We start from the raw sequence: 25,661 nt of genomic DNA on the forward strand, positions 1-25,661 counted from the left end.
CCTCGTCATCCCGATCGCGCTGGTGGCGCTGCTGTTGATCGTCGTGATCGCGGCGGTCCTGTAGCCATGGCCGAGCCGCTGCTGCGCGAGCTCAACCGACTGCGTGCGCTGATCCTCGACCCCGACGTGCTGGTCAAGGCCGTCGCGTCCGGGCGCCAGAAGGGCGAGCAGCCGGCCTGGCGTCGCGCGGAGCTGCGGTACGTCGACCTCAAGGCGGGCCGGCACCTCCAGGTCACGACGTACGACGACACCCAGGCGTTCACGGCCAACCACGCGGTTTCCGGCGACGCCGCGCGCGACGCGGTCGACGCGCTGCTCGACGAGCCCTTCGCCAACTGGAACGTCGACACCACCACCCAGAGCCACCAGCTGCGCGTGACCAAGAAGCTCGAGGCGGTCGTGCACACCACCGATCGCGCCGAGCCGGTCGAGGCCGAGCGCGAGCACGACCGCGACAAGCAGCGACTGCTGCCCGAGGACGACCCGGTCTTCGTCGCCCTCGGCATCTCCGATGCCCAGGGCCGGCTGAAGCCGAGCCGCCAGGCGAAGTACCGCCAGGTCGAGGAGTTCCTGCGCCTGCTCGACTCCTCGATCACCGACGCGCTCGACAAGGGCCACCTGCGCCGCCCGACCGCCGACGAGCCGCTCCGCATCGCCGACCTGGGCTGCGGCAACGCCTACCTGACCTTCGCCGCCGAGCGCTACCTCTCCGGCGTCCGCGGACTGCCGGTCCGACTGACCGGCGTCGACGTCAAGGAGCAGTCGCGCGAGCACAACAGCGCGGTCGCCGCGGGCCTCGGGGTGGCCGCTCGCCAAAGTATGAACTTCGTCGTCGGCACCATCGGCGGGGTCGCGCTCGACCCGGCGCCCGAGGTCGTGCTCGCCCTGCACGCCTGCGACACCGCCACCGACGAGGCGCTCGCGCAGGCGGTCGGTTGGGGCGCCCAGCTCGTGCTCGCCGCACCGTGCTGCCACCACGACATCGCCGCTCAGCTGCGCAAGGCACCGACGCCCGCGCCGTACGCCGTGCTCACCCGCCACGGCATCCTCCGCGAGCGGCTGGCCGACACCCTCACCGACGGGCTGCGGGCCTCGCTGATGCGGCAGCAGGGCTACCGGGTCGACGTCGTGCAGTTCGTCGAGAGCCAGCACACCCCGCGCAACACCATGCTCCGGGCGGTGCGCACCGGCGGGTCAGTCAAGGGCGGCTCGGTGCGCAAGGAGTACGACGAGCTCGTCGCGACCTGGGGCATCCACCCGAGGCTGGCCGAGCTCCTCGGGTCCTGATGCTCGACCGCCTGCTGGGCCTGGCCTCCGCCGTCTCCTTCGCGGCGGGTGCGGCGGCCGCGCCGGCCGGGCCGCCCGCGCAGCTCGCGCTCACCTTCGAGGACCCGGCGATCGTGGAGTCGAGTGGGCTGGTCGCCACCGACGACGGGCTGTTCCTCACCACCAACGACTCCGGCGACGGCGGCCGGGTCTTCGTCGTCGACCGCTCCGGACGCACGGTCGGCACCACGTCGTGGTCGCCCGACCCGATGGACGTCGAGGCATTGGCGCCGGCCGGCCCCGGCGAGGTCTGGGTCGGCGACACCGGCGACAACCGGAGGTCACGCGAGTCGATCAGCGTGCTGCGGGTGCCCTACGGGCACGAGCATCGGACGGCCGAGCCCACGGCGTACGAGCTGGTCTATCCCGACCGCGCCCACGACGCCGAGACGCTGCTCGCGCACCCGCGGACGGGTCAGCTCTTCGTGGTATCGAAGGACATCTTCGGGGGCACGGTCTACGCGGCGCCGAAGCGGCTCTCGACCGAGCACCCCAACCGGCTGCGCGCCGTGGCGGACGGCTTCGCGTTCGCCACCGACGGCTCGTTCTTCCCCGACGGGCGGCACTACGTGGTGCGCGGCTACGGGACCGCGGCCGTCTACACCTTCCCGGGCCACGAGCGAGTCGGCTCGTTCCCGCTGCCGCCGCAGCAGCAGGGGGAGGGGATCTCGGTCGGGGTCGACGACGAGCTCTACCTGAGCACCGAGGGGCAGTACACCGACCTGCTCCGCATGGAGGTCCCGCGGCAGATCGCGCGGGCGATGGCGCCGGCCGCCGACGTGCCGCCGCAGCGACCGGTCGAGATCACCGAGGAGTCGGGTACGCCGTGGGCCTGGTTCCTCGGCGGTGGCCTGGTCGCGGCGTTTGTGCTCGCCGGCGGCTGGCTACTCCTGCGACGTGGCCAGGCTCCGTAGGACGTCACCCGACCAGCCCGGCTGGACCCGTCGGCGGGCCGGCCGCGGCTTCGTCTACCTCGACCAGCGCGGCGACCGGCTGCCGGACGAGGACGCTCGCCGCGTCCGCGAGCTGGTCATCCCGCCGGCGTGGACCGACGTCTGGGTCACGCCGTACGACAACGGTCACCTGCAGGCGGTCGGCACCGACGACGCCGGGCGCCGGCAGTACCTCTACCACCCCGACTGGCGGGCCCGGCGCGACGCGGAGAAGTTCGACCGCGTGCTCGACTTCGGCCGGGCGCTGACGAAGGCGCGCGAGCTGGTCGTCGTCGACCTCGGGCGGGAGGGGATGCCGCTCGAGCGCGCGTGCGCGGCCGCCGTGCGGTTGCTCGACCTGGGCTACTTCCGGATCGGCAACGACGTGTACGCCGATGCGCACGGCTCCTACGGCCTGACGACCCTCGAGCGACGGCACGTGCGCCGGCGCCAGGACCGGCTGGTGTTCACCTTCGTCGGGAAGTCCGGTGTGGAGCACCGGATCGAGATCGACGACGAGGTGGTGATCGCCGCGATCGACGTGATGCGCCGCCGCCGGGGCGCCGACCTGCGCCTCCTCGCCTACCGCGAGGGCCGCCGGTGGCGGTCGGTGCTGCCGGACCTCGTCAACGAGTACGTGCGCTCCACCACCGGCCTCGAGGCGACCGCGAAGGACTTCCGCACCTGGCACGCGACCGTGCTCGCGGCCGCGGCGCTCGCCGCGACCCCCGAGTCCGGCGAGACGAGGGCGTCGCGCAAGCGGGCGATCGCGGGCGCGATGCGGGAGGTCGCCGCCTTCCTCGGCAACACCGCGACGCTGGCTCGCTCGGCGTACGTCGACCCCCGCGTCGTCGACGCCTACGAGGAGGGACGCACGATCGTGCGGGCGACCGCGAAGACCTACGACACGGCCGACGAGCGGCAGGCGGCCCTGGAGCGCGCGACGCTGCGCCTGCTCAGGGGGCGTTGATCCGGATGGACGTCACTCGACGAGTCGCCACTCGTGCTGCTCCTTGATCTCCCGCCCGTAGCGGGTCCACGGATGAGGGTCGTCGAGCAGGCCGTCGTAGATCTCCCGAGCGACGTCGAAGTAGTCGTAGAGACCGCCGTGGCGGAACAGCACGCGCAGCGTCGCGGTGTCCGTCTCATAGCCGACCGCGGCCACCGCCCGCGATCGGTGCAGCTCGATCAGCTTCATGATTCCGTTGTAGCAGTGGCCTCCGACAGCGCGTCGAGCAAGACTGGGGCGATGGAGGTCACGGCCGTCCAGGGCGACATCACCCGGCAGCAGGTCGACGCGGTCGTCAACGCCGCCAACCACCGGATGCGGGGCGGTGGCGGGGTCGACGGCGCGATCCATCGCGCCGGGGGACGCGCGATCCTCGACGACTGCATCCGCCGGTTCCCCGACGGCCTCGCCACCGGCGACGCCGGGTGGACGACCGCCGGCGACCTCCCGGCGGCCTGGGTGATCCACGTCGTCGGCCCCAACCGCCACGCCGGCCAGACCGACCGCGGCCTGCTGCTCTCCTGCTACTCCCGCGCGCTCGAGGTCGCCGACGAGCTCGGCGCGCGCATCGTCGCCTTCCCGCTCGTCTCCGCCGGCGTCTACGGATGGCCCAAGGACGACGCGATCGCGGCGCCGCTGGAGGTGTTCCGGTCCGCCATGACCGCGGTCGAGGAGGCGAGGCTGGTGGCCTTCGACGCGCCGACGTACGAGCTGATCAGGGAGGCGCTCGGCTAGGCGTGGCTAGGCGTTCTGCGGATCGACGATGTCCTTGACGTCGTCGTCCTGGATGTTCTTCAGGAACGCGTCGCGCTTCCTCGTCAGCACCTTCCGCTCCTCCTCGCTGAGGCGCTTGCTCTTCAGCTTCTCGGTGGTCTCGGAGTAGCGGCGGGCCATGTACATGTCGTTGAACCCGGTCAGCAGCTCGCCGACGTCGGCGGCGGTCGGGCCGGAGACGTTGAGGAACTTCTCGGTCAGTGCGGCACTCACGGCGGCCGCCTTCCAGCCGGCGAGGTCGGGCTCCTCGGCGCCGTTCACGTAGGCGAGGACGTACGGCTCGTCGAGGACGACCTGGTTGGGCTGGTCGGCGTACACGACCGTCCCGTTGGTCGGGTCGACCCGGTAGGCCTTGCTGCGGGGCAGGAGCTGCTGGTCGTTGAGGTCGCCGTCGACGGGCGCCAGCACCTCGGCCGCCTCGCCGTCGCCGTACAGCAGGACGTAGCCGGGCTCGGCCTCCGCGAGACCGGAGGAGCCGCGGTCGAGGCTGAGGGTCCAGGTGGGCGCCCAGTCGTTGTCGTTGTCGACCCAGCCGTCGATCGCGTTCAGCGCGAACTGGACCGCCTGCTTGGCGAAGTACAGCACCGACTTCCCCGCGGCCGCGCCGCCGGCGCCGCCGAGGGTGGTGCTGACCGCGAACACCGGCAGCTCGGCGACCGCGGAGGCCACCTCGAGCCACTTCGTGGCCTGGTCGAGGTCGAAGTCGTCGAACGAGAACCGGACCTCGAGGTCCAGGGCCGTGTCGAGCACGGCCGGTGAGTAGTACACGATGCGGGACCCGGCCTGGGCGGGGCTGGGCTTCAGCAGCCGGTCGGACGGCACCTCGTCGAACACGTAGTGCATCGCCCGCGGTGCGGCGTCGTAGACGGCCCGGCTCTTGACCGCCGAGCTCAGCAGCAGCTTCTTGTGACGGTCCTGCCCGGCGTACATGCTCAGGATCCGGATGCTCAACGGCATCCCGAACCCGAGCGGGGTGGTGTGCACCCCGCCGCTGGTCGGGACGAGCCCGGTCGCGGCCTCGGTGCTCGCCGAGCCGTCGGGGCCCAGCGGGTCGAGCGGTGCTGCGTCTGCGATCGAGTTGTCGGCCATGGACGGGCTCCTGTCCCGAGGCGATCCGGCTCCACAGTGTCGAAGCCGGCGCTCGGCACTGTCAGCGAGTCGGGGACCGGGTGCCCAACATCGGGTACGCCGTCCGGGTCAGCCGAGCTGCTCGAACAGCGACACGATGATCCCCTCGGGCCCACGCACGTAGGCCATCCGCACGCTGTGCTCGTACTCGCCGATTCCGGCGACGAGCCCGTACCCGTCCGCGGCCACCGCGGCGACGGCCGCGTCGAGATCGACGACCTCGAAGGACACGTTGCGCAGGCCGATCTCATTGGCCATCGGTGCGGGGGAGCCGGGCACGTGGTCGGGGGTGACGAAGCTGGAGAGCTCCAGCCGGGACCCGCCGTCGGGCGGCCGGAGCATCGCGATCTCGCAGCGGGCGCCCGGGATGCCGCAGACGGTCTCCAAGAACTCGCCTTCCACCGACCCGGTGCCCTCGACCTCGAGGCCCAACCCGACGAAGAACGCCGTCGCTGCGTTGAGGTCCGCGACGGTGATGCCGATGTGGTCGAAGCGCCTCACGTGTGCCATGGGTTCCATCCTTCAACGTGTCTCGACGATTCGATACCAGGACGGTGCCGGTCCGAGGACGTCATGCGAACGGTGCATCCACTTGCACGTTCTGTATGACGTCGTGGGTGGGCTCCGCCAGGGGGCCGCGCGGACGAGGTGATCGAAAGAAATTCTCCCGTCGGTGTCGATTCCGGGGCAGCGCCGTTCGTCTGTCGGGTGAGAGGGTCGGAAGGCGACCCCACCGAGGAAGGCTGAACGATGAAGTACATGCTGATCATGCGGGCCACCGACGAGGCGTTCGAGGCGTTCGCGAACGTCGACTTCGACGAGATCATCGAGACGATGGGCCGCTTCAACGAGGAGATGATCTCGGCGGGCGTGCTGGTCGCCGCGGAGGGTCTCGACGACGCCGAGCAGGGAGTCGTGATCGACTTCTCCGCGCAGCCGCCGGTGGTGACCGACGGGCCGTACGGCGAGACCAAGGAGCTCTTCGGCGGTTTCTGGATCCTCGACGTGGCGTCGAAGGAGGAGGCCGTCGAGTGGGCCAAGCGGGCGCCGATGACGGGGCCGGGCATGAAGACCGAGATCCGCCGGGTCGCGAGCATCGACGAGTTCCCGCAGGACAACCCCTGGATCCAGAAGGAGCGGGCGTGGCGGGAGGCGACCGGTCAGCTGTGACCACGCCGGGGGCCACCCGCCAGGCGGTCGAGGCGGTGTGGCGGATCGAGTCCGCCCACATCGTCGGCACCCTGGCCCGCTACACGGGTGACTTCACGCTCGCGGAGGACGTCGCGCAGGAGGCGCTGGCCCAGGCGCTGGTGACCTGGCCCCGCGACGGCGTACCCGCGAACCCCGCCGGGTGGCTGCTGACGACCGCCCGCCGGCGCGCGATCGACGCGTTCCGGCGGCGGTCGGCCCTCGACGAGAGGTACGCCGCGCTCGCCCACGAGACGTCCGAGGCCGAGGAGCCCGACTGGGACCCGGACCGGATCGAGGACGACGTGCTCGCGCTGATGTTCATCTCCTGTCACCCCGCGCTGTCGCGCGAGGCGCAGGTCGCGCTGACGCTGCGGGTGCTCGGCGGCCTCACCAGCGACGAGATCGCGCGGGCGTTCCTGGTGCCGACGGCCACCGTGCAGGCCCGGATCACCCGGGCCAAGGAGACGCTCGCTGCGGCGCGGGTGCCCTTCGAGGTGCCGCCGGCCGACGAGCGGCGCGATCGGCTGCCGTCGGTGCTCAGCGTGATCTACCTGATCTTCACCGAGGGGTCGACCGCGTCCGCCGGCTCGGCGCTGATCCGGGTCGATCTGGCCCGCGAGGCGATCCGGCTCTCCCGGATGCTGACCCGGCTGGTGCCCGACGACGCCGAGGCCCACGGGCTGCTCGCCCTGCTGGAGCTGACCGCCGCCCGCTTCCCGGCGCGGCTCGACGAGTCGGGCGAGCCGGTGCTGCTCGAGGACCAGGACCGGCGCCGCTGGGACCGCTCCGCGGTCCGCCGCGGGCGCGCGGCACTGACGGCGGCCGGACGGACCGGTCGCGGGCTCGGCCCGTACGGCGTCCAGGCCGCCATCGCCGAGTGCCACGCGGTCGCACCGTCGGTGGCGCAGACCGACTGGGCGAAGATCGTCGTGCTCTACGAGGCCCTGGGCCGGTTGGCCCCGTCGCCGATCGTCGCGCTCAACCACGCCGTGGCCGTCTCCATGGCCGACGGCCCCGCCGCGGCGCTGCCGCTGGTCGACGAGCTCGTCGCCGACGGCGCCCTCGCCGAGACCCACCTGCTGCCCACGGTCCGCGGCGAGCTGCTCACCCGCCTGGGCCGCACCGCCGAGGCACGCGAGGAGTTCGGCACCGCGCTCGCCCGGTGCCGCAACGACGGTGAGCGGCGCGTGCTCGAGCGCAAGCTGGCCGCGCTGGGCTAGACGGCCCGACCTCCCTCTAGGCTGCCGACGTGGAGACCAGCGCGCCCGGGAAGGACCGTCAGGAGCGCATCCTCGACGCCGTCGTCGAGCTGTTGTCCCACGGCGGCATCTCGTCGGTGAGCATGCGGGCGGTCGCGCGGGAGGCGGGCGTCTCGCTGGGGCTGGTGAACTACCACTACGCCGACAAGGCGAGCCTGATCGCGGCGGCGCTGCGGCGGGTCGAGGAGCAGGACCTCGCGATCGTCGCACCCGACCCGGACCTGTCGCCCGAGGAGCGGCTGCGGGCCGCGCTGGCCCGGGTGGCCGCGCCGGAGTACCTGACGACCGAGTACCTGTCGCTGCGCCTCCAGCTCTGGTCGCTCGCCCAGGCCCACGAGGACTTCGAGCAGATCAACACCGAGGCGCAGAAGCGCTACCGGGCCGGGCTGGCCGCACTGATCCGCGCGGCCCGGCCCGAGCTGTCGCGGGGTGAGTGCGCACGACGGGCGGCCGACATCGACGTGGTGCAGAACGGCCTGTGGCTGACGGCGCTGCTCGGCCTGGACCGCGCGTCGGTGAAGCGGAGCGTCGTCCGGTGCGAGGAGATCGCCCTGCGCGACGACTGAGACTGAACGATCGTCCAGTGAGGGATTGAACGTTCGTCCAGTTCTTCGTACGCTCCGGGTATGACCAACGTCACGACCGACGACGTACGCCGCGTCGCCAGCGGCTTCCACGAGGACCCGGGGCAGTCGATGTCCCTGCGGGCGGAGACCTACACCGACTCACGCTGGGCCGATGCCGACGTCCAGGCGATCTTCGGGCGCACCTGGCAGTGGATCTGCCACGTGGAGAAGCTCGCCACGCCCGGCAGCTACGTGTCGGCGACGGTCGCCGGCATGCCGGTCGCGGTGGTCCGCGACCGGGACGGCGGCCTGCGGGCGTTCTACAACGTCTGCAAGCACCGCGCCCACGAGCTGCTCTCGGGGTCGGGCACGACCCGGAACATCGTCTGCCCCTACCACGCCTGGACCTACTCCCTGGACGGGCAGCTGAAGGCGGCCCGCCGCGCCGACCGGATGGCGAGCTTCGACAAGGGCGACATCTGCCTCGACCGGGTGCAGGTCGAGGAGTTCGGCGGCTTCGTCTACGTGAACCTCGACCCGGCCGCCGCGCCCCTCGGCGAGCAGGCCGGGGACCTGCTGGCCGAGATCGAGCACTGGGCGCCCGACGTCGCGAGCCTCACCCACGCCAAGCGGCTGACCTACGACGTCGCGACCAACTGGAAGAACGTCATCGACAACTTCCTCGAGTGCTACCACTGTCACATCGCACACCAGGAGTTCGTCGACCTCGTCGACATGGACACCTACGAGGTGCGGACCCACGGCATCTGGTCGAGCCACTTCGCCGAGGCGGGCAAGCACGAGAACTCGGCGTACGACGTCTCCGGCGCCTCGGTCACCGAGCACGCCGTGTGGTGGCTGTGGCCGAACACCTGCCTGCTCCGCTATCCGGGCCGGGGCAACTTCATGGTCTTCCAGGTGATCCCCGACGGGCCCGAGCGCACCCTGGAGACCTGGGACTTCTTCCTCGAGACCACCGAGCTCACCGAGGGCGAGGAGCAGTCGGTCCGCTACATCGACGACGTGCTCCAGCAGCAGGACATCGCGCTGGTCGAGAGCGTCCAGCGGGGGATGCGCACGCCGGCGTTCGACCAGGGGCGCATCGTGTTCGATCCCGACCGCTCCGGCTCCGGGCTGTCCGAGCACGGCGTCCACCACTTCCACGGGCTGGTGCTCGACGCCTACCGCGCCTGGGTGGGTGGCCGATGAGGCCCGTGATCATCACCTGCGCCCCGACCGGCGGCATCCACACGCCGACGATGTCACCGCACCTGCCCGTCACGCCCGACGAGATCGCGGCCGCGTCGATCGAGGCCGCGGAGGCCGGGGCCGCGATCATCCACCTGCACGCGCGCAACCCGGAGACCGGTCAGCCGGACCCGCGGCCCGAGCTGTTCCTCGAGTTCATGCCGCAGATCGCCGCCTCGTGCGACGCCGTGCTCAACGTCTCGACCGGCGGTGGCCTGGGCATGACCCGCGAGGAGCGGCTGCGCGCGGCCGTGGCGACGTCGCCGGAGATGGCCTCGCTCAACGTCGGCTCGCTGAACTTCGGCATCTTCCCGATGCTGGAGAAGTACGCCGAGTGGAAGCACCCGTGGGAGCCGGAGTTCCTGGAGATGACGCGCGACTTCATCTTCCGCAACACCTTCGCCGACCTCGAGTACATCGTGAAGGAGTTGGGCCAGGGGCACGGCACGAGGTTCGAGTTCGAGTGCTACGACCTCGGCCACCTCTACAACCTGGCCTGGTTGATCGACCAGGGCTGGCTGGAGCCGCCGTTCTTCGTGCAGATGGTCTTCGGCGTGCTCGGCGGCGTCGGCGCCGACCTCGACAACCTGCAGCACCTGCACACGATCGCGCAGAAACTCTTCGGCGACAGCTACGAGTGGTCGGTGCTGGCCGCGGGCCGCCACCAGATGTCGTTCGCCACCCAGGCGGCGATGCTGGGCGGCAACCTCCGTGTCGGCATGGAGGACAGCCTCTTCATCGGGCCCGGCGAGCTCACGCCCTCCAACGCCCATCAGGTGCGCAAGATCCGTGGCATCGTCGAGGCGCTGGGCTTCCAGGTCGCGACCCCGGCGCAGGCGCGCGAGCGCCTCGGCCTGAAGGGAGCCGACCGTGTCACCTTCTGACGAGGCCCCCGAGCCCAGGGCCACCCACAGCGGCCGGGTCGCCGCGCTCGGCGGCGGGCTGATCGGCCGCAGCTGGACGGCGCTGTTCCTGGCCGCCGGCCGATCGGTGGCGGTCTACGACCCCGACCCGGCCACCGAGCGCCGGGTCCGGGAGACGGTCGAGAGCGCCTGGCCGGTGCTGCGCGAGCTCGGCCTGACCGACGACAGCGAGCCGCGCGGCGAGCTCGAGATCTGTCGCGACCCGCGGGCCGCGGTGGACGGCGCGACGTTCGTCCAGGAGAGCATCCCGGAGCGGCTGCCGCTCAAGCACGAGCTGTACGCCGCGGTGGAGCCGGTGCTCGACGCGCAGGCCGTCGTGGCGTCCTCGGCGTCCGGGCTGACGCTCAGCGAGCTGCAGGGCGGCTGGGTCGACCCGTCGCGCCTGGTGCTCGGGCACCCGTTCAACCCGCCCCACCTGATCCCGCTGGTCGAGGTGATGGGCAACGAGCGCACCGCCCCCGGAGTGGTCGCCACGGCCCGGCGCTTCTACGAGTCGGTCGGCAAGGTCACCATCGAGGTTCGGCGGGAGGTGCCGGGCCACGTCGCGAACCGCCTCCAGGCGGCGCTGTGGCGCGAGGCGATCCACCTCGTCAACGAGGGCGTGGCCACGGTCGAGGACGTCGACAAGGCGGTCGCGTCCGGGCCGGGGCTGCGGTGGGCGGTGATGGGTCCGACCCTCCTCTTCCACCTCGGCGGCGACGACGGCGGACTCGCGACGTTCTGCGAGCGGTACGCCGACAGCTTCAACCGCTGGTGGGCCGACCTCGGCGACCCGAGGCTGGACGCCGCCACGGCGCGGCGCCTCGTCGACGGGCTCGGTGCGGGCGCCGTCGACGCGGAGCTCGTGGCCCGCCGCGACGCGCTGCTCACGGCGGTCGTCGCGGCGACGCACGGGTGACATTCACCGCGGATGCGGCAGTGTGGACCCAGGACACCCACGAGAGGACATGGCAGATGACCGAGACCGCGGCCCAGCCCGCCTACGCATCGACCAACCCCGCCACCGGCGAGGTGGCCGCCACCTTCGACTTCGCGACCGATGCGGCGATCGGCGAGGCGCTGGCCGCGGGGCACCGCGCGTTCCTCGACTGGCGCACGCTCACCGTCCAGGAGCGCGCCGCCCTGGCCAAGCGCATCGGCGGGCTGTTCGCGGAGCGGTGCGACGAGCTCGCTCGGATCGCCGTCGAGGAGATGGGCAAGCCGCTGGGCGAGGCGGTCGAGGAGGTCGAGTTCTGCCAGGCGATCTTCGACTACTACGCCGAGCACGGCCCCGACCTCGCGGCCGACCAGCCGATCACGTCGTTCTCCGGTGACCAGGCGGTCGTCGAGAAGCGGCCGATCGGCCTGCTGCTCGGCGTGATGCCGTGGAACTTCCCGTACTACCAGGTGGCGCGCTTCGCGGCGCCGAACATGGTGCTCGGCAACACCATGCTGCTCAAGCACGCCGAGTCGGTGCCGCGGTGCGCCGAGGCGATCCAGCGGCTCTTCGACGACGCGGGCGTGCCCGCCGGCGCCTACCAGAACGTCTTCGCGACCTTCGGCCAGGTCGAGCAGATCATCGCCGACCCGCGGGTGCAAGGCGTCTCGCTCACGGGTTCCGAGCGCGCCGGCTCGCGGATCGCGGCGCTCGCCGGCCAGCACCTGAAGAAGTGCGTCCTCGAGCTCGGCGGCTCCGACCCGTACGTCGTGCTCGACGCCGACGACGTGGCCGCGGCCGCCACCCAGGCCTGGGAGACCCGGATCTACAACACCGGCCAGGCCTGCAACTCCAACAAGCGGATGATCGTCATGGACGACGTCTACGAGCCGTTCGTCGCCAGGCTCACCGAGCTCGCCGGCGGCCTCAACCCCGGCGACTACTCGCCGCTGTCGTCGCGGACCGCGCTGGACCGTCTCAAGGAGGTCGTGGACGACGCCGTGGACCAGGGGGCGACGCTGCACGCGGGTGGTCTGGTCGGCGACGGCCCGGGCGCGTACTACTCGCCCGCCGTCCTCACCGGGGTCACGCCGCAGATGCGCGCCTACCGCGAGGAGCTCTTCGGCCCGGTGGCCGTCGTCTACAAGGTCTCCTCCGACGAGGAGGCGCTGGAGCTGGCCAACGACACCGACTACGGCCTCGGCGGTGCGGTGTTCAGCTCCGACGTGGACCGGGCTACCAAGGTGGCCGCACGGCTCGACGTCGGCATGGCGAACGTCAACACGCCGGCAGGCGAGGGCGCGGAGATCCCGTTCGGAGGCGTGAAGCGCAGCGGCTTCGGCCGCGAGCTCGGGCCGCTCGGCATGGACGAGTTCGTCAACAAGCGGATGTTCTACGTCAAGAGCTCATGACCGGCCGGGTCGCCGTCGTCACGGGCGGGGGCCGGGGCATCGGGCGCGCGGTCGTCGACCGGCTGCGCGCCGACGGTGCCCAGGTCGTCACCTGCGGCCGCGGACCGCGTCCCGACGACCTGGCGAGCGAGGTGCGCTGGGTGCGGGCGGACGTCGCCGACCCGGGTGCCGCCGCCCGGATCGTGGCGGCGGCGACCGAGCTCGGCCCGGTGTCGGTGCTGGTCAACAACGCCGGCGTCCAGGTCGAGCGCACCGTGCTCGAGAGCACTGACGACGACTGGGACCTGGTGGTCGGCGCGAACTGCCGCGGCGTGTTCAACCTGTGCCGGGCCGCACTGCCCGGCATGACCGCGAGCGGCGGGGCGATCGTCAACATCGGCTCGGTCTCGGGCGTCGTGGCCGACCCGTCGATGGCGCTCTACAACGCCTCGAAGGCGTTCGTGCACGCCCTCACCCGCTCGATCGCCGTCGACCACGGGCCGCAGGTGCGCTGCAACGCGATCCTCCCCGGCTGGATCGGGACCGCGATGGCCGACGACGCCTTCGCCCTCGCGCGGGACCCGCACGCCGCCCGGCGGGACGCCGTCGCCCGGCATCCGGCCGGCCGGCTGGGCACCCCGGCCGACGTCGCGGCCATGGTCGCCTGGCTGGTCTCCGACGACGCGTCGTTCGTCACCGGTCAGTGCCTCACCGTCGACGGCGGCCTGACCGCCGCGTCGCCGCTGCGACCCGGGCTCGGGTGAGCCCGGGCCCAGGCTCGAGGTGCTCGGCTCGATCAGAGCCGCTCGACGACCCAGTCGATGCACCGGGTGAGTGCCTCGATGTCGGCGGGGTCGACGGCCGGGTACATCGCGATCCGCAGCTGGTTGCGGCCGAGCTTGCGGTAGGGCTCGGTGTCGACGATGCCGTTGGCGCGGAGCACCTCGGCCAGGCGGGCCGCGTCGACCGAGGGCTCGAAGTCGATGGTGCCGATCACCAGCGACCGGTGCGCCGGGTCGGCGACGTACGGGAAGGCGACGGGGGACTTCTCGGCCCACGTGTAGAGGGCGTCCGACGACTCCGTCGTCCGGGTGACCATGCCGGCCAGTCCGCCGTTGGCGTGCATCCAGTCGAGCTGCTCGGCCATCAGGAAGAGCGTGGCGACCGCGGGGGTGTTGTAGGTCTGGTTCTTCAGCGAGTTGTCGATCGCGGTCGGCAGGTCGAAGAACGCCGGGATGTGCCGCCCGGACGCCGCGATCGCGGCCGCGCGGTCGAGGGCCGTGGGGGAGAAGAGTGCGATCCAGAGCCCGCCGTCGGAGGCGAAGCACTTCTGGGGGGCGAAGTAGTAGACATCGGTCTCGCGCACGTCGACGGGCAGGCCGCCCGCGCCCGACGTCGCGTCGATCAGCACGAGCGAGTCCGGGGCGGCGCCGGCGGGCCGCACGATCGGCGCCATCACGGCCGTCGAGGTCTCGTTGTGCGCCCAGGCGTAGACGTCGACGCCGTCCTCGGCGACCGGCTCCGGGCGCGAGCCCGGCTCGGACTCGATGACCGTCGGTGCGGCCAGCCAGGGCGCGGCCGCGGCGGCCTTGGCGAACTTCGACGAGAACTCGCCGAAGGACAGGTGCTGGCTCCGCTGCTCGATCAGCCCGAAGGTGGCGACGTCCCAGAACGCCGTGGCGCCGCCGTTCCCGAGCACCACCTCGTAGCCCTCGGGCAGCGAGAAGAGCGAGGCCAAGCCCTCCCGGACCCGGCCCACGAGCGAGCGGACCGGCGCCTGCCGGTGCGACGTGCCCATCAGCGTCGTGCCGGTCGCGGCGAGCGCGTCGAGGTGGGAGTTCTGGATCTTGGAGGGCCCGGCACCGAAGCGTCCGTCGGTGGGGAGGAGGTCACGGGGGATCTGCAGGGCGTCGCTCACGCTTCCCTATTCTGTCAGCCGCGGCACCGAGCCCGAGGAGCACGACAGATCATGAACATCCGACGCGTCGGCTACGGCCACGCCGACGCGCTCCGCCTGATCGAGGAGGTGCAGTCGGAGTACGTCGCCCGGTACGGCGGTCCCGACGAGACGCCCCTGGATCCGCTGATGTTCGAGCCGCCCGAGGGCAGCTTCTTCGTCGGGTACGTCGACGGCGAGCCGGTCGCGACCGGTGCCTGGCGGCGCTCGGGCGTCCGGGCGTTCGGCACCGATCGCACCGCCGAGGTCAAGCGGATGTACGTCGTGCCCGCCGCCCGCGGCCGGGGCCTGGCGCGGCGGATGCTCACGGCCCTGGAGACGAGTGCCGCCGCGCACGGCTTCGAGGCGCTGGTGCTGGAAACCGGGATCAACCAGCCCGAGGCGATCGGGCTCTACGAGTCGAGCGGCTACGTGCCGGTGCCGCCGTTCGGCCACTACCGGGAGTCGCCGCTCTCCCGCTGCTACGCCCGCCGTCTGCGCTCAGGCGACGTCGCGCCGCCGCACCAGGGCGATCGACAGGAGCGGTAGCGCGACGACGTACGCCAGCACCGTCCAGGCCGCCTGGGTGCCGGAGATCGCGTCGACCACGCCCGGAGTGCCGCCGCCGGCGTCGACGCCGATCAGCGAGCCCACCAGCGACCCGGCCGCGGTGCCCGGCAGCACGTGGGTGAGCGCCTCGACCGCGCCGAGCAGGCTGCCGACGCCGCGCAGGAGGTTCTCCACGACCAGCGCCCACACCAACCCGAGCCCGACCGACAGGGCGGGGCCGCGGGCGAGCGTGCCGAGCGCGAACCCGGCCAGCGCCCACATCTCCAGCACCAGTACACCGGCCAGCACCGACTCGAGCACCGAGCCGGCCGAGGGCCACACGACGTGCTGGCCCTCGCTGACCGCGATCGCCAGCGAGACCCCGGCGTACAGCACCAGCGTGAACAGCACCGTCCCGACGACGTACACCGTGGTCGCGACCAGCGAGCCGGCGACGGCCGCCGACCGCGACGGCCCCTGGGTGAAGACGGTCTTCCAGGTGCCCCAGCCGTAGCCGCTCCCGGCGACGATCGCGCCGAGCACCATCATCAGCGCGCCGCCGAACATCGGCATGCCCTGCAGCAGCACGTCCGGCACCGAGATCGGCATCAGGTCGCGCAGCACCGACGACATCGACTCGCCCTCGTTGGAGAAGCTGTTGTCACCGGTCTTGTAGGCCAGATAGCCGAACACGTAGCCGAACATCAGGGCGAGCGCCGCCCACGCGCCCAGCGTCACCCACACCGCCGGCCAGCGCCGCATCCGCAGCAGCTCGGCCCGGGTGCTCCTCATCGTCGCGGTCAGGATCGCGTTCATCGCAGTGCCTCCTCGGTCTCGTCGTTGCGGTGCGTGGTGGTCATCTCGAAGAAGACCTCCTCGAGCGTCCGCTCGCGGCTGGCCACCTCGTGAACGTCGACCCTCGCGGCCACCAGGTCGCGTACCAGGCCCGGCGCCGCCGTGGCGGGCAGCTCCAGCACCAGCTCGTCGCCGAGCACGCGTACGCCGTCGTCCCCGGCGACCCGCATCGCGACCGCGAGCGCCCGGTCGACGGGCTCGGCCCGCAACCGCAGTGACGCACTGCCGCGCAGGTCGGCGACGGTCGACTCACGCAGCAGCCGCCCGTTGTCGATCACCCCGACCCGGTCGCAGATCTCCTGCACCTCGGCCAGCAGGTGGCTGGAGAGCAGCACGGTCTGGCCGCCGCGGGCGAGCGCGACGATCAGCGCCCGCATGTCGGCCATGCCGGCCGGGTCGAGCCCGTTGGTGGGCTCGTCCAGCACGATCAGGTCCGGGTCGCCCATCAGTGCGGACGCGACCCCGAGCCGCTGCTTCATACCCAGCGAGTAGCTCTTGAAGCGGTCGTCGCCCCGGTCGGCCAGGTCGACCCGCTCCAGCGCGGCGTCGACGACCCGCTCCGGAAGCCCGCGATAGCGGGCCATCACCAGGAGGTTGTCGCGCCCGGTCAGGAAGGGGTAGAAGCCCGGACCCTCGACCAGCGCGCCGACCCGCGCGGTCACCTCGGGCCGGCCCGCCGGTCGGCCCAGGACGCTGACGCTTCCGGCGGTCGGCCGGACCAGCCCCAGCATCATCCGCAGCGTGGTCGTCTTGCCCGCCCCGTTGGGGCCGAGGAAGCCGTACACCTCGCCGCGTCGCACGGTCATGCTGACCGAGTCGACGGCGAGCCGGCGGTGGTCGCCGCTGCCGTACCGCTTGGTCAGCCCATCGGTCTGCACCATGAGTTCCGTCATGGCATCCACCGTCGCCGCCCGACGGCCCCGGCGCGTCCGCTCGGCAGCGGCACCGGCGTACGCAGATCCGCGTACGCCGATGCCTCGCTCCGTCGTACGTCCTGGCGCTCGGCGCGGCCTAGCCTCGGAGCGTGCTCAGATCTCCGCTGCCCTGGCTGGTGCCGGCCGCGCTCCTGGTCGTCGGCTCGCTCGGCGCCAACCGCGGGTCGGACTCGTATCCGGCCGTGGTCGTCCTCTCGGTGGCCGCGGCGGCCGTCATCGTGCTCGCCTGCTACCGCGGTCGGTTGGCGGTGCTGCTGTCGGGCGTCGCGGTCGGTGGCTACTTCGCCGCCGGGCTCGACAACGGCCCGATGTTCCTGGCCCTGCCGCTGGCCCTGCTGGTCGCGTCGCTCCGGTCCCGGCCGCGGGCGCTGCTGCCCGCCGGGATCGTCGCCGTCGCGCTCGCCGTCGTCGGGCTGGCGGTGCGGGCCGCGACCGACGACGCGGGGCCGCAGGTGTTCTGGCAGTCCGTCGGCGTGGCCGCGATGTCGTTGGTGGCGGCGTTCGGCGGGTGGTGGCTGGTCGACCGGGGCCGGATGCGGGCCGAGCAGGCCGGACGGGCGGCGACCGAGGAGCGGCTACGGATGGCGCAGGACCTGCACGACGGCGTCGGTCACGGGCTCGCCGTGATCGCGATGCAGGCCGGGGTCGCGCTGCACGTGCTGGAGAAGGACCCGGCGGCGGCGCGCCGCAGCCTGGAGGCGATCCGCGACACCAGCCGCGAGTCGCTCGAGGCGCTGCGGGACGAGCTCGCCCGGATGGCAGGTGGCGAGGCGCCTCGGCGCACCGCCCCGGGGCTCGCCGACCTGGACCCGCTGATCGAGCGGATCCGTGCGGGCGGCCTGGTCGTGGACCGTCACGGGGACCCGGGCGACGTGCCGGGCCCGGCCGACCATGCGGCGTACGTCGTGGTCCAGGAGTCGCTGACCAACGTGTTGCGCCATGCCCGGGCCGCCCGGGCGACGGTGGGGTTGGAGCGAACGGCGACGGGGCTCGTGGTGACGGTGGTCGACGACGGCGCCGGCGCCGTCGCTCGCGTCGGGCAGGATGGGGGCATGGGGATCGCCGGCATGCGATCGCGTGTGGAGGCCCTCGGCGGCACGCTCGAGGCCGGACCGGCGGCGTCCGGGTTCCGGGTGCGGGCCACGATCCCGGTGGCCTCGTGACCGGCCCGATCCGGGTCGCTCTCGTGGACGATCAGCCGCTGGTGCTGATGGGGCTGGCCACGCTGATCGAGTCCGAGGACGACCTGACGCTGGTCGGTGAGGCGCCCGACGGCCGTGCCGGACTCTCGCTGATCCGGCGGACCCGCCCCGACGTCGTGCTCTGCGACATCCGGATGCCGGTCCTCGACGGGCTCGGACTGCTCGCCGAGGTCGCCGCCGATCCCGACCTGGGCGGGGTCAGGGTCGTGGTGCTGACGACGTTCGAGCTCGACGAGTACGTCTTCGAGGCGCTGCGCCACGGCGCCAGCGGCTTCCTGCTCAAGGACACCGACCCCGAGCGGCTGCTCGACGCGATCCGCGTGGTCGCCGACGGCGGCTCGCTCCTCGCGCCCTCGGTGACCCGTCGGGTGATCGAGCAGTTCGGGCAGGTCGGGCCGCGAGCCCGGGTGCATCCCCGCCTCGGCGACCTGACCGACCGGGAGCGCGAGATCCTCACCTGGGTCGCCACCGGCCGCTCCAACGCCGAGATCGCCGAGGAGCTCGTCGTCAGCCCCGACACCGTGCGCACCCACGTCAGCCGGGCGATGGTCAAGCTGCACGCCCGCGACCGCGCCCAGCTCGTCGTCTTCGCGATCGAGTCGGGCCTGGGTGCTCACGGTGGTTGAGGTGTGAGGGCCGCCAGGCCCGAGCCGTCACGGTGGTTTCGAGACGGTTGCTGGCGCAACCTCCTCAACCACCGTCGTCGGGGATCACGGTGGTTGAGGAAGGCGCGCTAGCGCCTGTCTCGAAACCACCACCCAGCACCCGACCCACCGCATCCGCCGACGCAGCGGGGTTTCGAGACGGTTGCTAGCGCAACCTCCTCAACCGCCGTCCTCGTCGGGAGGCACGGTGGTTGAGGAAGGCGCGCTAGCGCCTGTCTCGAAACCACCCGCGCCGGGGTCACGGTGGTTGAGGAAGGCGCGCTGGCGCCTGTCTCGAAACCACTCGCCCGGCGCGAGCGATTGTCGTCGTCCTCCCGGCGGCGCCAGTATGGGCGCGCGTCCTCCGCCGTCAAGGATTCCCTTCGGCGGCTTCGCCGTCCTTGACGGCTCCTCCCGCGCACCCCGTTGGCGCCTATCGGGAGGACGCCGACCTGCGGTCGGGACGCGCGTTGGCTGGGTGGGTTTCGAGACGGTTGCTGGCGCAACCTCCTCAACCACCGTCTTCGGACCCACGGTGGTTGAGGTGCGAGGGCCGCCAGGCCCGAGCCTCGAAACCACCCTCCACAGGAGGATGGCCCGGGTGTGGATGAGGGCACTGGATCGTGATCTGTTCGTGACCCAGAACCCTGTGAAATAAGGGGATCCAGGGCCTTGAGTGTCGGTGGCGGGTGCTTGAGTAGGAGTCATGACAGCACAGGCCACGCCGCGGCACCGGGTGTCGACGACGGCCGCGCAGATGCGCGACCTCGCCGACGCCGTGCGGGATGCGTCGGTGTGGTCCATGGACCCCGCGGAGACCGCGGACACGCTGGTCGCGCTGACCCGGTTGACGGCACAGGTCGGCGAGCTGCAGGCCCGGGTCGCAGCCCACGCCGACACCATCCACGTCGGCGAAGAGGTCGGTGCGTCGTCGTCGGCGAACTGGCTGGCCCACCAGACGAAGACCACGCGTGCGGCCGCGTACGGCGCGGTGCGGCTCGGCCACGACCTCGAACAGCACGCGTCGACGCGGGAGGCGCTCGCGGCCGGGGACATCGACGTCGAGCAGGCGCGGGTGGTGGTTCGGTGGGTCGACCGGCTCCCGGCCGACCTCGGCGCCGAGACCCTCGCCAAGGCCGAGGCGCATCTGCTGGCCGAGGCTCGTCATCACGACGCGAAGGCACTGGGTCGGCTGGGGCGGCGGCTGTGGGAGGTCATCGCCCCCGACGAGGCCGACGCCCACGAAGCCGACATCCTGCAATGGCAGGAGGCGGCCGCGCTGCGGGCGTGTTCGCTGACGATGGTCGACGACGGGGACGGGAAGACCCGGGGCCGGTTCACCCTGCCGACCTACCACGCCGCCGCACTCAAGAAGATCCTGATGGCCCTGGCCGCCCCGAAGCACCTCGCGGCCACCCAGGGCCCCGGCATCGAGCGCAGGCCCGGACCCGAAGCACTCGGCCGGGCGCTGTGCGAGCTGATCGAGCGCTACCCGGTCGACCGACTGCCCCAGACCGGCGGGGTCAACGCCACCGTCGTGGTGGTCATCGACGAGGACTCCCTGATGGGTCGGCTGGAGAAGGCCGGGGTCCTGGACACCGGCGACCGGATCAGCCCCGGCATGGCGCGCCGGCTGGCGTGCGAGGCGGGGATCATCCCCGCCGTCCTCGGCGGCAACAGCGTTCCCCTGGACCTGGGTAGGCGGAGCCGCTACCACACCGAGCACCAACGGATCGCCATGTTCCTGCGCGACCGCGGCTGCCGCGCCGAAGGCTGCGACCGCACCACCGGACTCCACGCCCACCACCAACAGCACTGGGTCGACGGCGGCCACACCAACCTCACCGACAGCGCATCCCTCTGCCCCTGGCACCACACCCTCATCCACGATCCCACCTACCAGACCACCTATCTCCCCACCGGGAAGATCCAGTTCCACCGACGCACGTGACAGTCAGCCGGCGCGCCGACACGGACCGGAGCGCCTATCTTGAGCACATGCTGCTGCCACCCAAGGTCGCGCTCGGCGTCGCCGACGGGTCGGTGACCCTTGCGTTCCGCCGCTGGCGGAAGCCGGACGTGCGGATCGGCTCGGAGTTCCGCACCGTCGCCGGCGTCGTGCGGGTCGACGACGTCGAGGTCGTCGACGCCGACGCGCTCACCGACGAGGAGGCGGTCGCCGCCGGCTGGCCGGACGTCGCCCGGCTGCGCAAGCAGCTGGACAAGGTCGAGGGCGTCGCCACGACGTATCGCGTGCGACTGAGCTGGGCCGGACCAGACCCCCGCGTCGCGCTGCGTGAGAACGCCGACCTCAGCGACGACGACGTCGCCGCGATCGACGCCAAGCTGGAGCGCCTCGACCGTGCCAGCAGTCACGGGCCGTGGACGATGGCGACCCTCGACGTGATCCGGCGCCGCCCGCACACGCGAGCGCCGGACCTCGCCGTGGAGATGGGTCGCGAGCGCGATCCGTTCAAGATCGACGTGCGCAAGCTGAAGAACCTCGGGCTGACCCGCAGCTTCGACGTCGGCTACGAGGTCTCGCCGCGGGGACTGGCCTACCTCGCCCGGACCACTCGGTCAGCTCACGCGCCCCAGGCGGGTCGCCAGCCGTCGACGTCCGAGGCCGGGCGCGACGCCGGGCCGGTGTAGACCGCCGAGGGCCGGATCAGCCGGCCCGTCGTCTTCTGCTCGAGGATGTGCGCCGACCAGCCGCCGGTGCGCGCGCAGGTGAACATCGAGGTGAACATGTGTGCCGGCACCTCGGCGAAGTCGAGCACGATCGCGGCCCAGAACTCCACGTTGGTCTCGAGCACCCGGTCCGGCCGCCGCTCGCGCAGCTCGGCGAGCGCCGCCTGCTCCAGCGCCTCGGCGACCTCGTAGCGCGGGGCGGCCAGCTCGCGCGCCGTACGCCGGAGCACCCGCGCCCGCGGGTCCTCCGCGCGGTAGACCCGGTGCCCGAAGCCCATCAGCCGCTCGCCCTTGTCGAGCAGCTCCTTGACGTAGCCGCGGGCGTCGCCGCGCTGCTCGACCTCCTCGATCATCCCGAGCACCCGTGACGGGGCGCCACCGTGCAGCGGGCCGCTCATCGCGCCGATCGCGCCCGAGAACGCCGCGGCCACGTCAGCCCCGGTCGAGGTGATCACCCGGGCGGTGAACGTCGAGGCGTTCATGCCGTGCTCGGCCGCCGAGCTCCAGTAGGCGTCGATCGCCTTCACGTGCTTGGGGTCGGCCTCGCCCTTCCAGCGGATCAGGAACTTCTCCGCGAGCGTGGCGCCCCGGTCGACCTCCGCCTGCGGCACCACCGGCTGGTGCAGCCCGCGGGCCGACTGCGCGGCGTACGACAGCACCATCACCGCCACCCGCGAGAGGTCGGCGCGGGCCTGCTCGGCGCTGATGTCGTAGGTCTGCCGGAAGCCGAACGCCGGCGCCAGCATCGCGATCGCCGCCTGCACGTCGACGCGCACGTCGCCGGTGTGGACGGGGATGTTGTAGGCCTCCGCGGGCGGCAGGCCGGGGGTGTAGGCGCCGTCGATGAGCAGGCCCCACACGTTCTCGAAGGGGACCCGGCCGACGATCTCCTCGATGTCCACGCCGCGGTAGCGCAGCGCGGAGCCTTCCTTGTCGGGCTCGGCGATCTGGGTCTCGAAGGCGACGACGCCTTCCAATCCGTGGTGTACGTCAGTCACCAGCGCATTGTGCACCGAGTGACCACTAGGGTCGAGGCATGGACCTGGCGGGGCTGCGTGAGGAGTACGGCCGGGCGGGACTCGACGAGGCCGATCTCGCCCCCGACCCGGTGACGATGTTCGAGCGTTGGATGCGCGACGCGGTCGACGCCGGGCTGCACGATCCCAACGCGATGGTGGTCTCGACGGTCGGCGCCGATTCGGCTCCGTCGTCGCGGATGGTGCTGCTCAAGGGCGTCTCGCCCGACGGGTTCGTCTTCTACACCAACACCGGCTCCCGCAAGGGCGGCGAGCTCGCCGACAACCCGCGCTGCGCGCTGCTCTTCCCGTGGCACCCCCTGGAGCGCCAGGTGCGGGTCGACGGCGTCGCGGCGCCGGTCTCGCGCGAGGCGGTGGCGGCGTACTTCGCCGTCCGGCCCCGTGGCTCCCAGCTCGGCGCGCACGCCTCGCCCCAGTCGCGGGTCGCGACCCGCGAGCAGCTCGCCGCGGCGTACGCCGATGCCGAGGCGCGCTGGCCCGAGTCCGATGGTCCGGTGCCGGTGCCGGAGGAGTGGGGCGGGTACGTCGTGCGCCCCGAGGCGGTGGAGTTCTGGCAGGGCCGCCCGGGCCGGATGCACGACCGACTGCGTTACCGCCGGGCCGGCGACGGCTGGGTCACCGAGCGACTCGCACCCTGACCGGCGGCCCGGGACGGAGCGATACCCAGCGGCAGTGTGGTCGTTCCCGTGGCTCGGGAACGACCACATCGTCACTGGGTATCGGCAGGGGCGCCGGAAGACCGTTTGTGAGTGAGCGCTCACTCATTTATGCTCGACGGTCGTGGACACCACCAGACGCGGGCGAGCCAAGCCGCTGGCGCCCGAGGAGCGGCGGGAGGCGATCATCGCCGCGACCCGGCCGCTGCTCTACGAGCACGGGCGGGCGACGACGACGAAGCTGATCGCCGAGGCGGCGGGGATCGCGGAGGGCACCGTCTTCCGGGCGTTCGCCACCAAGGAGGAGCTCTTCGACGCGGTGATGGAGGCGGAGTTCGACCCGTCGCCCTTCCTCGACGACATCGCCCGGATCGACCCGACGCTCGAGCTGCGGGACCGGCTGGTGGCGTACACGACGCTGCTGCAGCGGCGCTTCATCGGCATCTTCATGCTGATGGCGGCGATGGGGCTGCGCAAGCCGCCGGCGGCGCTGGGTGACCCGGAGGTACGCCGCCGGCTCGCCGACGGCGGCCTGGCCACCCTGCTGTCCGGCGACGCCGACCGGTTCACGGTCCCCGTCGACCGGGTCGTCCACATCGTGCGGCTGCTGACCTTCTCGGGCAGCCATCCGCATATCTCCGACCAGCAACCCCTGAGCCCCGAGGAGATCGTCGACGTGATCCTGCACGGCGTCCTCACCGAGGAGGACCGGTCCTGATGCTGCTCCGACTGCTGCGCGCCCGGCTCGCGCCGTACCGCCCCTGGCTGGGTGTCGTGGTCCTCTTCCAGTTCGTCGGCGTGCTGGCGATGCTCTACCTGCCGACCCTGAACGCCGACATCATCGACAACGGCATCGCCGCGGACGACACCGGCTACATCCTGCGGGTCGGCGCCGTGATGCTGGTGGTGTCGCTCGGCCAGATCGTCTGCTCGGTCGTCGCGGTCCGCTTCGGCGCCCGCACGGCGATGAGCTTCGGCCGCGACGTGCGGGCCGCGCTCTTCCACCGGGTCGGCACGTTCTCGACCCGCGAGGTGCAGGAGTTCGGCGCCCCGTCGCTGATCACCCGCACGACCAACGACGTGCAGCAGGTGCAGATGCTGGTGCTGATGTCGTGCACGATCGCGGTGTCCTCGCCGATCATGATGGTCGGCGGCGTGATCATGGCGCTGCGCGTGGACATGGGGCTGGGCTGGATCCTGGCCGTCGTGGTGCCCGCGCTCTTCGTGTGCGTCGGCTTCGTCGTCAGCCGGATGGTGCCCAACTTCCGTCTCATGCAGGGCCGGATCGACGAGGTCAACCGGGTGCTGCGCGAGCAGATCACCGGCATTCGGGTGGTGCGGGCGTTCGTCCGGGAGCCGTACGAGACGCGGCGGTTCGGGCGCGCGAACGACGACCTGACCGACGTCGCGGTCGCGGCCGGCCGGTGGATGGCGACGATGTTCCCGCTGGTGATGCTGGTCGTGAACGTCTCGAGCGTCGCCGTCATCTGGTTCGGCGGGCACCGCATCGACAACGGCCAGATGGAGGTCGGTGCGCTGACGGCCTTCCTCTCCTACCTGATGCAGATCCTGATGTCGGTGATGATGGCGACCTTCATGCTGATGATGATCCCGCGGGCCTCGGTCTGCGCCGACAGGATCGCCGAGGTGCTCGACACGCACACCTCCGTGCCCGTGCCGGACGACGCCGTCGCCCCCGACCCGGCGCGCCGCGGCCACCTCGACCTCGACCACGTCACGTTCGCCTACCCCGGCGCGGACGAGCCGGTCCTGGCCGACGTCTCCTTCGAGGCCCGGCCCGGTCAGACGGTGGCGGTGATCGGGTCCACCGGCGCGGGCAAGAGCACGCTGGTGAACCTGGTGCCGCGGCTCTTCGACGCGTCCGAGGGCGAGGTCCGGGTGGCCGGTCACGACGTACGACGCCTCGATCCGGATCTGCTCTGGCAGCAGATCGGGTTGGTGCCGCAGAAGGCGTACCTGTTCAGCGGCACGATCCGCAGCAACCTGCAGTACGGCAAGCCCGACGCCACCGAGGAGGAGATGTGGGCGGCGCTCGACGTCGCGCAGGGGCGTGACTTCGTGGCGGCGCTGCCCGAGGGGCTCGACGCGCCGGTCACCCAGGGTGGGACCAACTTCTCCGGCGGACAACGGCAGCGGCTGGCGATCGCCCGGGCCCTGGTGCGGAAGCCGGGCATCTACCTCTTCGACGACTCCTTCTCGGCGCTCGACCTCGCGACCGACGCCCGGCTGCGCGCGGCGCTGAAGCCCGAGACCCGGGACGCGACGGTGGTCATCGTGGCCCAGCGGGTCTCCACGATCCGCGACGCCGACCTGATCCTCGTGCTCGAGGACGGCCGGGTCGTCGGCCGCGGCCGGCATGACGAGCTGCTCGCCGCATGTGCGACGTACCAGGAGATCGTCGAGTCCCAGCTCAGCGCGGAGGAAGCAGCATGAACACCCCACGGAATCGCTCGCAAGCTCCCGATTCCGCGG

At 72.1% G+C, this 25,661-nt stretch carries 27 protein-coding genes; 20 read left to right on the plus strand and 7 right to left on the minus strand.

Annotated elements, in window-relative coordinates; all coding sequences use genetic code 11:
* Positions 1 to 66 precede the first annotated feature (66 nt).
* Genes KM427_RS04845 through KM427_RS04855 form a run of 3 tightly spaced genes read left to right on the plus strand, consistent with a single transcriptional unit; the run spans position 67 to position 3,228 of the window.
* Positions 67 to 1,287: a class I SAM-dependent methyltransferase gene (locus KM427_RS04845; protein WP_215526455.1), complete on the plus strand. Its 1,221-nt coding sequence runs from the start codon at positions 67 to 69 to the stop codon at positions 1,285 to 1,287.
* Positions 1,287 to 2,240 (plus strand): hypothetical protein, encoded by a 954-nt coding sequence (locus KM427_RS04850; protein WP_215526456.1) that lies wholly within the window; start codon positions 1,287 to 1,289, stop codon positions 2,238 to 2,240. The genes KM427_RS04845 and KM427_RS04850 overlap by 1 nt, the downstream gene beginning before the upstream one ends.
* The gene (locus tag KM427_RS04855) at positions 2,224 to 3,228 is read left to right on the plus strand and encodes a DNA topoisomerase IB (RefSeq protein WP_215526457.1); all 1,005 of its coding nucleotides are present in this window, start codon (positions 2,224 to 2,226) and stop codon (positions 3,226 to 3,228) included. The genes KM427_RS04850 and KM427_RS04855 overlap by 17 nt, the downstream gene beginning before the upstream one ends.
* Before the next feature lie 12 nt (positions 3,229 to 3,240).
* Here KM427_RS04855 and KM427_RS04860 read toward each other — a convergent pair whose 3' ends face one another.
* Positions 3,241 to 3,456, minus strand: coding sequence for a KTSC domain-containing protein (locus KM427_RS04860; protein WP_183592873.1), 216 nt, complete (start codon positions 3,454 to 3,456; stop codon positions 3,241 to 3,243).
* 51 nt (positions 3,457 to 3,507) lie between these two features.
* Here KM427_RS04860 and KM427_RS04865 point away from each other — a divergent pair, with 51 nt between their 5' ends.
* Entirely contained in the window at positions 3,508 to 4,002 is a 495-nt protein-coding gene (locus KM427_RS04865; RefSeq protein ID WP_183592874.1) for a macro domain-containing protein, read from the plus strand.
* A gap of 6 nt (positions 4,003 to 4,008) precedes the next feature.
* Here KM427_RS04865 and KM427_RS04870 read toward each other — a convergent pair whose 3' ends face one another.
* Entirely contained in the window at positions 4,009 to 5,130 is a 1,122-nt protein-coding gene (locus tag KM427_RS04870; RefSeq protein WP_183592875.1) for a hypothetical protein, read from the minus strand.
* Positions 5,131 to 5,238: 108 nt separating this feature from the next.
* On the minus strand, positions 5,239 to 5,679 hold the full coding sequence (locus tag KM427_RS04875) for a VOC family protein (RefSeq protein WP_215526458.1): 441 nt from the start codon (positions 5,677 to 5,679) through the stop codon (positions 5,239 to 5,241).
* Between the two features lie 240 nt (positions 5,680 to 5,919).
* Here KM427_RS04875 and KM427_RS04880 point away from each other — a divergent pair, with 240 nt between their 5' ends.
* From KM427_RS04880 to KM427_RS04915, 8 genes are read left to right on the plus strand one after another with little or no spacing between them, the layout of a single operon-like run.
* Entirely contained in the window at positions 5,920 to 6,339 is a 420-nt protein-coding gene (locus tag KM427_RS04880; RefSeq protein ID WP_215526459.1) for a YciI family protein, read from the plus strand.
* Positions 6,336 to 7,580, plus strand: a complete 1,245-nt coding sequence (locus tag KM427_RS04885; protein WP_215526460.1) for an RNA polymerase sigma factor — start codon at positions 6,336 to 6,338, stop codon at positions 7,578 to 7,580. Before KM427_RS04880 ends, KM427_RS04885 begins: the two co-directional genes overlap by 4 nt.
* A 29-nt stretch (positions 7,581 to 7,609) precedes the next feature.
* Positions 7,610 to 8,185: a TetR/AcrR family transcriptional regulator gene (locus KM427_RS04890; RefSeq protein ID WP_215526461.1), complete on the plus strand. Its 576-nt coding sequence runs from the start codon at positions 7,610 to 7,612 to the stop codon at positions 8,183 to 8,185.
* A gap of 60 nt (positions 8,186 to 8,245) precedes the next feature.
* A complete protein-coding gene (locus tag KM427_RS04895; protein WP_215526462.1) occupies positions 8,246 to 9,394 on the plus strand; it encodes an aromatic ring-hydroxylating oxygenase subunit alpha in 1,149 nt (382 codons plus the stop codon).
* Complete coding sequence (gene kce / locus KM427_RS04900) at positions 9,391 to 10,317, plus strand: 3,5-dioxohexanoate:acetyl-CoA acetone transferase (RefSeq protein ID WP_215526463.1); 927 nt, start codon at positions 9,391 to 9,393, stop codon at positions 10,315 to 10,317. The genes KM427_RS04895 and kce overlap by 4 nt, the downstream gene beginning before the upstream one ends.
* A complete protein-coding gene (locus KM427_RS04905) occupies positions 10,304 to 11,254 on the plus strand; it encodes a 3-hydroxyacyl-CoA dehydrogenase NAD-binding domain-containing protein (RefSeq protein ID WP_215526464.1) in 951 nt (316 codons plus the stop codon). The genes kce and KM427_RS04905 overlap by 14 nt, the downstream gene beginning before the upstream one ends.
* A 56-nt stretch (positions 11,255 to 11,310) precedes the next feature.
* Positions 11,311 to 12,684, plus strand: a complete 1,374-nt coding sequence (locus KM427_RS04910; protein ID WP_215526465.1) for an NAD-dependent succinate-semialdehyde dehydrogenase — start codon at positions 11,311 to 11,313, stop codon at positions 12,682 to 12,684.
* Positions 12,681 to 13,427, plus strand: a complete 747-nt coding sequence (locus KM427_RS04915; RefSeq protein WP_215526466.1) for an SDR family NAD(P)-dependent oxidoreductase — start codon at positions 12,681 to 12,683, stop codon at positions 13,425 to 13,427. Before KM427_RS04910 ends, KM427_RS04915 begins: the two co-directional genes overlap by 4 nt.
* Before the next feature lie 32 nt (positions 13,428 to 13,459).
* On the opposite strand, the gene serC is transcribed toward KM427_RS04915, so the two are convergent.
* Entirely contained in the window at positions 13,460 to 14,581 is a 1,122-nt protein-coding gene (gene serC / locus KM427_RS04920; RefSeq protein ID WP_215526467.1) for a phosphoserine transaminase, read from the minus strand.
* A 51-nt stretch (positions 14,582 to 14,632) separates the two neighbouring features.
* Between serC and KM427_RS04925 the strand changes: the two genes are divergently transcribed.
* Complete coding sequence (locus tag KM427_RS04925) at positions 14,633 to 15,148, plus strand: GNAT family N-acetyltransferase (protein WP_215526468.1); 516 nt, start codon at positions 14,633 to 14,635, stop codon at positions 15,146 to 15,148.
* Here KM427_RS04925 and KM427_RS04930 read toward each other — a convergent pair.
* Positions 15,101 to 15,964 (minus strand): ABC transporter permease, encoded by an 864-nt coding sequence (locus KM427_RS04930; protein WP_183592885.1) that lies wholly within the window; start codon positions 15,962 to 15,964, stop codon positions 15,101 to 15,103. The two genes, KM427_RS04925 and KM427_RS04930, sit on opposite strands and share 48 nt — an antisense overlap.
* Complete coding sequence (locus KM427_RS04935) at positions 15,961 to 16,896, minus strand: ABC transporter ATP-binding protein (protein ID WP_215526469.1); 936 nt, start codon at positions 16,894 to 16,896, stop codon at positions 15,961 to 15,963. The genes KM427_RS04930 and KM427_RS04935 overlap by 4 nt, the downstream gene beginning before the upstream one ends.
* A gap of 131 nt (positions 16,897 to 17,027) precedes the next feature.
* Between KM427_RS04935 and KM427_RS04940 the strand changes: the two genes are divergently transcribed.
* From KM427_RS04940 to KM427_RS04955, 4 genes are all read left to right on the plus strand, one after another.
* Positions 17,028 to 18,101 (plus strand): sensor histidine kinase, encoded by a 1,074-nt coding sequence (locus tag KM427_RS04940; RefSeq protein ID WP_215526470.1) that lies wholly within the window; start codon positions 17,028 to 17,030, stop codon positions 18,099 to 18,101.
* Positions 18,098 to 18,766: a response regulator gene (locus KM427_RS04945; protein ID WP_286674322.1), complete on the plus strand. Its 669-nt coding sequence runs from the start codon at positions 18,098 to 18,100 to the stop codon at positions 18,764 to 18,766. Before KM427_RS04940 ends, KM427_RS04945 begins: the two co-directional genes overlap by 4 nt.
* 724 nt (positions 18,767 to 19,490) lie before the next feature.
* Positions 19,491 to 20,735: an HNH endonuclease signature motif containing protein gene (locus KM427_RS04950; protein WP_215526471.1), complete on the plus strand. Its 1,245-nt coding sequence runs from the start codon at positions 19,491 to 19,493 to the stop codon at positions 20,733 to 20,735.
* A 47-nt stretch (positions 20,736 to 20,782) separates the two neighbouring features.
* Positions 20,783 to 21,436, plus strand: coding sequence for a hypothetical protein (locus KM427_RS04955; RefSeq protein ID WP_215526472.1), 654 nt, complete (start codon positions 20,783 to 20,785; stop codon positions 21,434 to 21,436).
* On the opposite strand, the gene KM427_RS04960 is transcribed toward KM427_RS04955, so the two are convergent.
* Entirely contained in the window at positions 21,370 to 22,473 is a 1,104-nt protein-coding gene (locus KM427_RS04960; protein ID WP_183592890.1) for a citrate synthase 2, read from the minus strand. The two genes, KM427_RS04955 and KM427_RS04960, sit on opposite strands and share 67 nt — an antisense overlap.
* Positions 22,474 to 22,511: 38 nt before the next feature.
* Between KM427_RS04960 and pdxH the strand changes: the two genes are divergently transcribed.
* The 3 genes from pdxH (at position 22,512) to KM427_RS04975 (ending at position 25,622) form a co-directional block, all read left to right on the plus strand.
* On the plus strand, positions 22,512 to 23,150 hold the full coding sequence (gene pdxH / locus KM427_RS04965) for a pyridoxamine 5'-phosphate oxidase (protein ID WP_215526473.1): 639 nt from the start codon (positions 22,512 to 22,514) through the stop codon (positions 23,148 to 23,150).
* 142 nt (positions 23,151 to 23,292) lie between these two features.
* Entirely contained in the window at positions 23,293 to 23,886 is a 594-nt protein-coding gene (locus KM427_RS04970) for a TetR/AcrR family transcriptional regulator (RefSeq protein WP_252275061.1), read from the plus strand.
* Positions 23,886 to 25,622 carry an ABC transporter ATP-binding protein gene (locus tag KM427_RS04975; RefSeq protein WP_183592892.1) on the plus strand — a complete coding sequence of 579 codons (1,737 nt, stop codon included), beginning with the start codon at positions 23,886 to 23,888 and terminating at the stop codon, positions 25,620 to 25,622. Before KM427_RS04970 ends, KM427_RS04975 begins: the two co-directional genes overlap by 1 nt.
* Positions 25,623 to 25,661 lie beyond the last annotated feature (39 nt).

The sequence above is a fragment of the Nocardioides sp. LMS-CY genome, from assembly GCF_018732145.1.
GTDB lineage: Bacteria > Actinomycetota > Actinomycetes > Propionibacteriales > Nocardioidaceae > Nocardioides > Nocardioides soli.